This window comes from Longimonas sp. (assembly GCF_040409695.1).
GTDB lineage: Bacteria > Bacteroidota > Rhodothermia > Rhodothermales > Salinibacteraceae > Longimonas.
Map to the genome: position 1 here is coordinate 1 of NZ_JARWGJ010000091.1, position 9,628 is coordinate 9,628.

Here is a 9,628-nt window from a genome sequence, read left to right on the forward strand (position 1 = left end):
CAGGTTCACGATCCACACCTCGGGGATGCCCGCTTCAGCATAGAGCGGGAGCTTGGTGTCGCGGTCGTAGTCGAGCGTCGTATCCGAGACTTCGACGGTGAGAAGTGTCGTTTCGGGCGTGGCAGCACCCCCTCGTTGTTTCTTTACGATGATATCGGGCTCGGGCGCATTATGTGCGTCAATACGTAGCGGGCTTTGAACACTGACCCTCATCGAGTCTGTAGAACCAGCTGGCAGCCTTTCGATGAGTAGATGGGTGAGTTCATCGACACAGGAAATATGTGGATCCCCAACTGGACTCGTAGGGATAAGCTGTCCGTCGATCAATTCTACATTGTCGTGCTCCGGTAGCATGCCTGCTTCGGCCATACGAAGCACCTCCTCGTACGTGAAGCGATACGGACGCAGCGTAGTGCGCGGCGGATCAACCGAGGTCATCATGAGGGATACGAGGGTTTCTGCCCATGAAGGAAGTGTGGGGCTAACGAGTGGAGGCAGACTCGGGTTCAGGAATTTCATCCGATTGCGCGCGGCATGTGATACATGGACTGGAGCCGCCCAGCGTGCAGGTCTTGGTTTCTCTAAAACCTGTAAAGTCAAGAGAGACTGTATGTCTCCTGTCCCACACCGGGCAGCAGTGCGGATTGACCGGGCACGTACATCCTGAGGTTACATCCGACATATTTGCCGACGTGTACAACGTAGGCGCTTCACAACTGGTCGCAGCGGGAGGTGGTGAAGGATCCGTAAACGATTGGTTGAGCACGACCAAGAATACGACAGCCAGAATAGCCCCTGCTGCAACGAGTACGGCAGCTATGATTCCGATGGTTTTGAGCAGTTGCTTGACCATGAAACGGTGAGGGGACACGGTTGCTGAGGTAGCATATATTCGGTGAGCACGTACTCCACTTCGTGTCATCAGTGGTCGACAGAGTCGCGCCTTCAGGAAAGCTTAAGTGAACGGAATTGTAGAGCCTATTGGTATGGAAGTTACTTTTACTTGAACCGTCACGAGGCAAAGGATACCACACGCTACGACGTGATGCAAGAGAAGCGAGGAGGTCGGCACAGGTGAATCCGCGCCATCAGTCCTCCTCCGCATACCGCTCGGCGCGCTTGACCACATCCTCGTCGAAGTCGCGCTCGCGGAACGCCTCCAGGCGCTGCGCCACCGTCTGTTCGTAGCCCTGCTCGCTGGGCGCGTAGAAGTAGGTGCCCTGCATGGTATCGGGCAGGTACTGCTGCGGAGTGTAGTGCTGGCGGTAGGCATGCGGATACTTGTAGCCCTCGCCGTGGCCCAGGCCTTCCTTGTCGCGGCTCGGGTCTTTCAGATGCGTCGGCACATCGCCAGTCTGCTCGTCGCGCACAAACGAGAGCGCATCGAAGTATGCAAACGACGTGTTGCTCTTCGGCGCGGTGGACAGATAGAGGCAGCACTCCGCCAGGAGGAACTGACCCTCGGGCATCCCCACATACCCAAACGCCCGCGACGCACTTTCGGCCAGCATGAGCGCACGCGGATCAGCCAGTCCGATGTCTTCGGCGGCAAAGATGAGCATGCGTCGCAAGATGAAGCGCGGGTCCTCGCCGGCGTAGACCATGCGCGCCAGCCAGTAGAGCGCCGCGTCGGGGTCAGAGCCGCGCAGGCTTTTGATGAACGCGCTGATCGTGTCGAAATGCGCATCGCCCTCCTTGTCGTAGAGCACCGCGCGCTGCTGGATGCTCTCTTCGGCCACGTGTAGCGTGATGCGAATCGTGCCGTCGTCATCGGGCGGGGTAGTCTCTACGGCGAGCTCCAGCGCGTTGAGCACCGACCGGGCATCTCCGTTGGCGGTGTCCACAAGATGCGCACGGGCTTCTTGGGTGAGATGGACATCGCGGTCGCCGTAGCCGCGCTCAGCATCCGACAGCGCCATGTCGGCCACGCGGGCCAGCGCCTCTTCATCGAGCGGATGCAGCTCAAACACCCGCGAGCGGCTCACAAGCGCGTTGTTGACCTCGAAGTACGGATTCTCGGTCGTGGCGCCGATGAACACGACGGTGCCATTCTCAACGTGGGGAAGTAGCGCATCCTGCTGCGATTTGTTGAAGCGGTGCACCTCGTCAATAAACAGGATCGTGCGCTGTTGGTGGTGCCGCAGCCGATTTTTGGCTTTCTGAATGGCCTCGCGGATGTCTTTCACCCCCGAGAGCACCGCGTTCATCGATGTAAAGTGCGCCTCGGTCGTGTTGGCAATGATGCGAGCGAGCGTCGTCTTGCCCGTACCCGGCGGTCCATAGAACAGCACCGACGTCACGCGGTCGGCCTTGATGGCGCGACGCAACAGCTTGCCTTCGCCCAGAATGTGATCTTGCCCCACAAACTCATCGAGCGTACGTGGACGCATACGATCGGCGAGTGGGGCGTTGGCTTCGCGGGCGGCATCGGCCTGCGCGTCGAAGAGGTCGGACATGACGGAGCTGTGAGTCAGCAGTCTAAAAAACGAATAGGTGCTTTGTATGCCAGACGGGCGCCGGGGTTGGATGCGAGCGACATGTTGCCACTTTTTGCTCGGGAATGGCCCTGTTCGCACGAGTGTGCTATGACCAGATGACGAGACCGATGTCCTTTATACTGGCTCGTCTGCGCCTCACCAAGTACAGTAAATACCCACCCAAGACCAGGTGATAGGCATGATTCAAACCAGATATACGACCATCCTTGCACTTGTAATGCTGCTGGCAGGAGCACTTGCATTGACGGCGTGTGATGACCTCGTAACAGCCGACGATGAGGAGGACGAGCAGGTTCGTGAAGAAGACCCCCAGGCTGAGATCACGACGCAGGAGTTTTCGGACGATGAAGTTGAAGCCACGTTGGCATACTGGACGCGGGAACGCATGGCGGAAGCCGTTCCAGTAGAGGACGTCGGTATTGCTGGCGATCCGCCGCCGCCCGAGTCTCCTGTTATCCCCGACCCGGACGTGCCTGAAGTAACGCGCTCTGGAGATATCCCGGCAATAGAACGGGGACTTTTTCCACCAGACGGGTCGAATAGTCTGATGGACCAGAGTGCTCCGAACAATGCGGTAGAAGTGACTACGCTTCCGGCGTATCCGCATCGTGCCATAGGCAAGGTGTTCTTTACAAAACCAGACGAGGGAGATTTCGTGTGCAGCGGAGGCGTCATTGCTTCGGATAACCGGAGCGTCGTCTGGACCGCCGGACACTGCCTCGCTGAAGGAGGAGGGGAGACATGGTATGAGAACTTCATGTTCGTTCCGGCCTACTCTGACGGCAACGAACCCGCCGAACGCTGGGCCGCACGCAACCTGGCTACGTTTGTAGGGTGGTACTCCAATGAAAACTTTAACTACGACCTGGGAGCTGCGGTGATGGCTCGAAACGATGGACGAAGCATAGTTGACGTCACGGGATCGCTCGGATGGATGTTCAACGCTGCGCACGACACAGACACCTCGCAGTTTGGATATCCGGGCGAAGGCACGATATTCAATGGGCAGCGCATGTGGACCTGCGATGAGCCGTATACGGGGGCTGTTAGTCGGGGAGATTCAGGCCCCTCTATGCAAACCAATGACTGCGATTACACAGCCGGCGCGAGTGGAGGGCCCTGGGTGGTTGACATTAGCGAATGCCCGAACTGCTACATCAACTCGGTCAATAGCCTGTGGTGGTTCTTTACACCTCGACCAGCCGACCTCGGCAACCAATGGGCCGGACCGTACCATGGCAGTGCCGCACTGAATCTGCTGGAAGTGGCAGAGGGGCTGTAAGCGAGGCGCTTTTCTGGAACGAAATGCATAAAGAACCGCTGATGCCCTTCATGGCCGCCAGCGGTTCTTTTTTGTGGCGCAATCAATCATTGGAGCGCATCGCGATCTTCCATGTCTTCTCTTTGCTAGCCTTTTGACGTTGCTAAAAGCGGCTTTCGCTTGATTCATGGATGGTACAGGGCTTACATTTCACATATGAAAGTCCCTGTGTTGCATTTGCAGCACACACATTCGTTCTTACCGAAGCAAGCCCGCATCCCCCATACCCGACGCCTACCCCGACCATGCCCACAATCTTTCGTGGGGGCATCGCGCTCCTGCTCGTTGCCTCACTTTTGCTTCTGGGTGCCGTCCACGTCGGGGCTCTGCATAGAGACGCGCCTCCGCCGTGTCCGCCCGAAAGCACGCCTGCTGCGCCCGACTCGTTTGCCGTAGCGCTGGAAACCACCACCGGTCCGGTTACGCTCCGTCTCTACCGCGACTGGTCGCCCCACGGTGTGGACCGCCTGCACTGCCTCGTGGAGCACGGTCATTTCGACGGACTGCCGGTCTTTCGCGTGGTTGAGGATTTCGTGGCGCAGTTTGGCCTGACGGGCGACCCGTCTACTGACTCGCTCTGGGCGGAGGCGGGCATCCCAGACGAACCCGTCCGCGCCTCCAACGAACGCGGCACGCTTTCCTTTGCCCGCAACGACCCCAACACGCGATCGGCCCAGCTCTTCATCAACCTGAGCGACAATCCCCGACTCGACACCCTCACCTACAACGATGTTGAAGGGTTTCCACCCCTCGGACGCGTCACCAGCGGCATGGATGCGGTAGACGCCTGGCACAACGAATACGGCGGGGCACCCGATCAAGACTCCATCCGCACAGCCGGACGTGCGTATCTCGATCGCCGCTTTCCCGAACTGGATGTGATTGAGCAGGCGCGCATCGTAGCCCCTGCGGAGTAGCAGGGCAGCTGTGTGGTCGACGAGGCCATTGCTATGCCGTGCCGCTTATCCCATCTGCTCGCGGTACAGTCGCTGTGTGGTGTCGTGCAGTAGCCACACCACAACGGGGCCGATGAGTATGAGAAGCGGGAGGCTGACCCAGAGCACCACGCGGGTGTAGATCGGCAACAGATCAGCGCCGTTCAGCGCTACGCTGTAGATACCCAGCTGCAGCACCGCGAGCATGAGCAGCAGCAGGGCCGTAATGCCATACATCACGTCCTGCATCAGCTGAATAACAATGGCCCTACGTTTGGGCGTAAGCTGCTCAAAGGCATGCGGGTCGGGCATGTTCATATACTCGGGGAAACGCGCCATAAGAGCCGCAATCCCGTACATGCTCCCTGCCAGAATCAGTGCCACCCCGGGTAGCATGAACCACCGAAGGGCCGTAGTTTCAGTGTAATACGAGACCTGCCCGAGCAGTCCAAAATGGCCGGGCATGGTTTCGGGCAGCGCGCCATATACCCACGCGCTCCCCACCCACGTGAGAAGCAGCAGGGCCGCATTTTTGGCATGAAAGAGGCCGGTCGAGAAGCGCATCTGCAGGGCTACAAGGAGGCAGTAGAGGGCAGGGGGATTCGAAGCTCGGGCGGCTACGCAACGGACGATTCAGGCGCTGCCACCGGAGCAGACTGCAGGCAACGTCGCACCAGATCCGCCACAGCAGCCATCCCGCTCAGTCCATGCTTCTTCTCCACGTCGGGCGAGTAGTTCGAGGTGCCGTTCACGTCGTACGTCCAGCAGCGGCCCTCCGCATCCTCAATAAACTCGATGCCGGCTACGTCGATCTGTTCGCGCTCAAGAAACGTCTCATACGCCTCGATAAGCGCCGGGGGGACGTCCGTGCGCAGCGCGAAGAGCGAATCGGGCTCCTCGTTGTTGGTTGCGGGCTCGGTGCGGCACGCTTCAGCAGGGCAGAGCTGAAAGCCCTCGGAGGTGTCGGAGGTGATGGCATAGACCAGCTCGCCATCCACAAACTCGCAGCGCGTGATAAACGGCTCAGCAGAATCAATGTACTGCTGCAAAAGCATTACGCCGTCAGGCGAGGGTTCAACGGCGCTCTGTTCAACGGCTGTTTCGAGTTCAGCATAGCTATTGAAAAGTTGCACGCCCAGTCCCTTGCCACCACGGTTGTGCTTGGTAATGAACGGCGTATCCATGTCGCGTGCTGCATCGAGCCATGCCTCCGGCCCACCGATTACGGTACGCGTAGCGGGCGTGCGGATGCCGGCCTGCTCCAGCGCGGCATGCTGCTTCACCTTGCTGATCTCCAGCTCAAACGCATGCCCACCGTTGATGACGCGCCGCCCATGCCGCTCCAGCCATGCCAGTAGCTGACGCGTGTGCGCTACGCCCGACGTGTGACCGCGCGTGTGCGAGGAGGCACTCATCCGATTGATAAAGACACCCTCAGGCGGCGCGCTGGTCACGTCAAAGTGGCCTTCGTTGATGAACCATTCCTCATAGGGAATGCTGGCATCGTCGAGCGCCGCGCGCAGCGGGGGCATCCAGTCTTCGTTTTCGTAGATGATATAGGCGTGCATGGTGGGGGAACGCTGGTGGAAAGTAGCGAACGGTATACAATTGAATACGCAGGGCCGGGTTCAAAAGTTGGCGGCGGCTGGCCCTCTTGCAGGGCTATCGCATTAAAACTGGGGAACCCGCCTTCACCGCGCTTCAGGGCACCATGCCCTTAAACGGACCGGACGAATACAGTCTGATCCATGCTTGAAAATGCCCTTCAGCGACGCTCAAACAGGATCGAATTTAAATGCGATTGCCCTGGGCCCTCTTGTTCTGCTGCGCCTCTTGTGTTGTGCAGAGCCCTGCGACGAGGAGGGCTATTGTTCGCTTCGAGGTATCCGATTCCCGTCATCCTGACTTCGATCTAACATTCACCCTTGTACAGAAATTGGGATTCCTCATCACTGACCTCGCTTTGTTTTCCCGATTTGGGTTATTACTTCGGTAGTGCGTCTCCATCGTACACGCCCTTAATATTTTGTTAACTTGTTTTTTTGACTCTATTTTATACTTGTATTGAAACTTTTCGCAGGCTATCTATGAGTTGGTTACAAAAATGGCATGAAACTAACAAACATATTTTCCTTAGGCATTATTTTAATAATGGGTTTGAATGAAGTCCCACTGGATCCAGTAGTCCCTGACGGTTCCGACGCTATTTCGCCGACTGTCTATAGCAACGACTGTGCTTTACAAGCCCGGTCAGCAACTGGCTTCTTCGTGGCAATGTGTGCCGCCTATTGTGCAAACACCGATCTTCCCGGTCCTGTCTGCACAGCCAGTGATGATGATCCATCCCGTATAAATTGCACAAGTGGAAACGCTCTCACCGGTAGTGATGCATCGTGCTGCGAGCGTCCCTGGTGGAATAACTGGTGGTGGAACTGCACCACACACAGTTGCGATGGGTTGGGAGGTGGTGGGTGTAGTCCCTCAGAGTGTACGCCACCTCAGCAATAGCTCAAAATGGGGTGATATGAAAAGAGTCAAATCGCGAAGGTAAGGCACTCTGGCCATTGGGACCAAAAGTATCACTTTAGTTCAGCTCACCCCTTCTTCGACGGCACTCAAAAACATACCACAACAGAAACGCGATTGGTTTTACTGGTTTCTGATTACACAGTGTGGCGAACTATTTAACTCAGGGTAGCGGTTCAATGGTAAGTGATTGTCATATGGCCGACATCATCGGAGCCAGACAACCCCTTCTGTCTATCGAGCTTCGCCGAAGGCGTGATCCTATGGACATCTCCCCCTTGGAAAAGGGGGAGAAACCCGAAGGGAGAGGGGGTTCGAACAAGACAAACCTACATTTTACGATAGCCTTATCACTTAGCATCTACCCACTACCTAACTCAGGTTACGGAGTATAGCACAAACCGTCCAAATTTCGTCATTCTGAGGAGCGGAGCCAATACTCCGTGCAGGATTAACCGAAATACGCGTCACGTAACGAATCTTCATAAATCGACACCTTCATGCTATCTACTCATATTAGGCTCTACATTGAACTAAAGATGAGCACATGTAAGGTGCGCTAAAACAAGTATTTATGACTTGGTTAATCCCATTCTGATCTCGACTGAAGCATATCTCCTTCAAGATGGAGCAGCTGAAGCCGATTGGGAATTAGGTTCAACTCGGCCTCGGAGCCCAGTTGAAGATAAATGAATTCGGCAATCCGAACCGGTTATGAGCCGCCATAGTGCCCTTTGCACCGCGTTGGGACCGACTCAAAGTTGCACGGAGTGTTGGGAGCGAGAGCTGGAGGTAATTCCTGTTGTACGAAGTAGCCGTCAGGTCATCCCCTATGGGAATCTCCCCAAACGAGAGTCAAACAGCTGAAATAAGATGTGCTCGTATTCACTTATCAGTCGCTATGCTCGTGTTTCGACTCCTAACGATGCTATCGGTATGCACTCAAAATGACAGCCTATAGGTGGCGACCTGGGCTATTTACGTCTGCTCTACTCTATATTTTGCACCAGTCAATAGGTAAAGATGAGATCTTTCAGTGCTGCATTTGTATGTATTGTTTTTTTTGTTGCTGCGTCGTCTTCCATAACTGACCACGACGTTTCGGAAGGCCGAGCAATTTTGGAGCCATTTGAGCCGTTCATTCCCGAAGTAATGGCTCCCGAATTCATAGGTCGTATCGCAGGTCTGGCACCTGCTTCAAACGGCTGGGTCGTGCTGGATGCGGGTAACAACCGCCTGGTTCAACTAAATCAGCATGGACAGGCGGTTAGCACGTTTGGACAACGTGGCCAGGGTCCTGGTGAATTTATGCAGCCTAATCAGGTCCGTACACACAATCTCGATACCGTTCAGTTCGATGCACCTCCAGCGGAGTCATGGGTCTATGACAGAGGGACGAGACGTCTGATTCGATTTCAGGCAAGGGCTGAAGCCCAGCAGATCACACTTTCGTCTAACGCTGACTCATTTTGTTTGCAAGATGATCGACTATTTGTCGCCTCAGGACCGGCCAATCAGGGACTTATCGATATGTATAACTTTGAGGGTGAGTTGCTACGTGAAGGAATTGGGCCTGTTGACACGGTCATGGTTGATGGCTATCGCGGTCGTCCCGCTTCTGCACTCAGTGTAGAAAACAACGTTCATCTGGAGTGTCTCGATGACGAGGTGCTATTGGCCGTATATGCAAACCGTCCACTGGTCCGCAAAATAGATCGCACAGGAGAAGTTTTACAGGAGTGGACACTGAGCGGTGGTATTTTAGATGTAGTTGCCCAACGACGCGAGGAGATGATTTCCAGGAGTTTAGAGCAGTCCGACGGCCAGGGATACCCTACGGTACCAATTGCCTGGAACACTACGTTATTGGATGACGGAAGCGTGCTCATTGCTCTTCCAAGTGCCCAGTTTCATCGGATCAATCCCTCAACGGGAGAACAGTCCTGGTACGTATACCAGGATGTGCAAAATATGAACAGCGATGCGTCTTTTTTGAACCTCTGGCACATAACGTCTTCCGCGCAAGATGGACACTTGCTGGCAGCCGATCCACAGGAGGCAATGCTGTACCGCGTGACTCTTGAAGATGAGTAGAGTGCTTCAGCCAAAACTCAATTGATGATGCTCTTCTACCTAATTTTGGCTATTTACTTGCAAAACTTGAATGGACGTAAAACTACTCAATACGCCATCAGCCGCTCGATGGCGGGGCGCAGGTCGCGCTGGGCGGAGAAGGTGGTGTCTTCGAGCTCTTTGGTGGCGGGGATGGGGGTATCGGCTCCGGCCACACGGATGGGCGGCGCATCCAACAGTTCAAAATGATCTTCGGTGATCTCGGCGGCCAGCTC

The 9,628-nt window shown here is 55.8% G+C and carries 7 protein-coding genes; 3 read left to right on the top strand and 4 right to left on the bottom strand.

Features of this window, described 5'->3' with window-relative positions; genetic code table 11:
* Together PPP56_RS05790 and PPP56_RS05795 are read right to left on the bottom strand one after the other, a co-directional pair.
* Positions 1 to 441: Uma2 family endonuclease (locus PPP56_RS05790; protein ID WP_353563088.1), on the bottom strand; the 441-nt coding region annotated here is incomplete at its 3' end.
* 647 nt (positions 442 to 1,088) lie between these two features.
* Positions 1,089 to 2,456 (bottom strand): AAA family ATPase, encoded by a 1,368-nt coding sequence (locus PPP56_RS05795; RefSeq protein ID WP_353563089.1) that lies wholly within the window; start codon positions 2,454 to 2,456, stop codon positions 1,089 to 1,091.
* Between the two features lie 220 nt (positions 2,457 to 2,676).
* Between PPP56_RS05795 and PPP56_RS05800 the strand changes: the two genes are divergently transcribed.
* Positions 2,677 to 3,780, top strand: a complete 1,104-nt coding sequence (locus tag PPP56_RS05800) for a trypsin-like serine peptidase (protein ID WP_353563090.1) — start codon at positions 2,677 to 2,679, stop codon at positions 3,778 to 3,780.
* A gap of 284 nt (positions 3,781 to 4,064) precedes the next feature.
* Positions 4,065 to 4,736, top strand: coding sequence for a peptidylprolyl isomerase (locus PPP56_RS05805; RefSeq protein ID WP_353563091.1), 672 nt, complete (start codon positions 4,065 to 4,067; stop codon positions 4,734 to 4,736).
* Between the two features lie 45 nt (positions 4,737 to 4,781).
* Here PPP56_RS05805 and PPP56_RS05810 read toward each other — a convergent pair whose 3' ends face one another.
* Positions 4,782 to 5,318: a DUF1648 domain-containing protein gene (locus PPP56_RS05810; protein WP_353563092.1), complete on the bottom strand. Its 537-nt coding sequence runs from the start codon at positions 5,316 to 5,318 to the stop codon at positions 4,782 to 4,784.
* A 53-nt stretch (positions 5,319 to 5,371) separates the two neighbouring features.
* Complete coding sequence (locus PPP56_RS05815) at positions 5,372 to 6,322, bottom strand: ATP-grasp domain-containing protein (protein WP_353563093.1); 951 nt, start codon at positions 6,320 to 6,322, stop codon at positions 5,372 to 5,374.
* Positions 6,323 to 8,303: 1,981 nt separating this feature from the next.
* On the opposite strand from PPP56_RS05815, the gene PPP56_RS05820 reads away from it, so the two are divergent.
* Positions 8,304 to 9,374 carry an NHL repeat-containing protein gene (locus tag PPP56_RS05820; protein ID WP_353563094.1) on the top strand — a complete coding sequence of 357 codons (1,071 nt, stop codon included), beginning with the start codon at positions 8,304 to 8,306 and terminating at the stop codon, positions 9,372 to 9,374.
* Positions 9,375 to 9,628: the final 254 nt, after the last annotated feature.

What these genes read in the sequence shown, in the direction of transcription:
- PPP56_RS05795 (WP_353563089.1), bottom strand. Translation starts at nt 2,456, where the DNA reads ATGTCCGACCTCTTCGACGCGCAGGCCGATGCCGCCCGCGAAGCCAAC.
- PPP56_RS05800 (WP_353563090.1), top strand. Translation starts at nt 2,677, where the DNA reads ATGATTCAAACCAGATATACGACCATCCTTGCACTTGTAATGCTGCTG.
- PPP56_RS05805 (WP_353563091.1), top strand. Translation starts at nt 4,065, where the DNA reads ATGCCCACAATCTTTCGTGGGGGCATCGCGCTCCTGCTCGTTGCCTCA.
- PPP56_RS05810 (WP_353563092.1), bottom strand. Translation starts at nt 5,318, where the DNA reads ATGCGCTTCTCGACCGGCCTCTTTCATGCCAAAAATGCGGCCCTGCTG.
- PPP56_RS05815 (WP_353563093.1), bottom strand. Translation starts at nt 6,322, where the DNA reads ATGCACGCCTATATCATCTACGAAAACGAAGACTGGATGCCCCCGCTG.
- PPP56_RS05820 (WP_353563094.1), top strand. Translation starts at nt 8,304, where the DNA reads ATGAGATCTTTCAGTGCTGCATTTGTATGTATTGTTTTTTTTGTTGCT.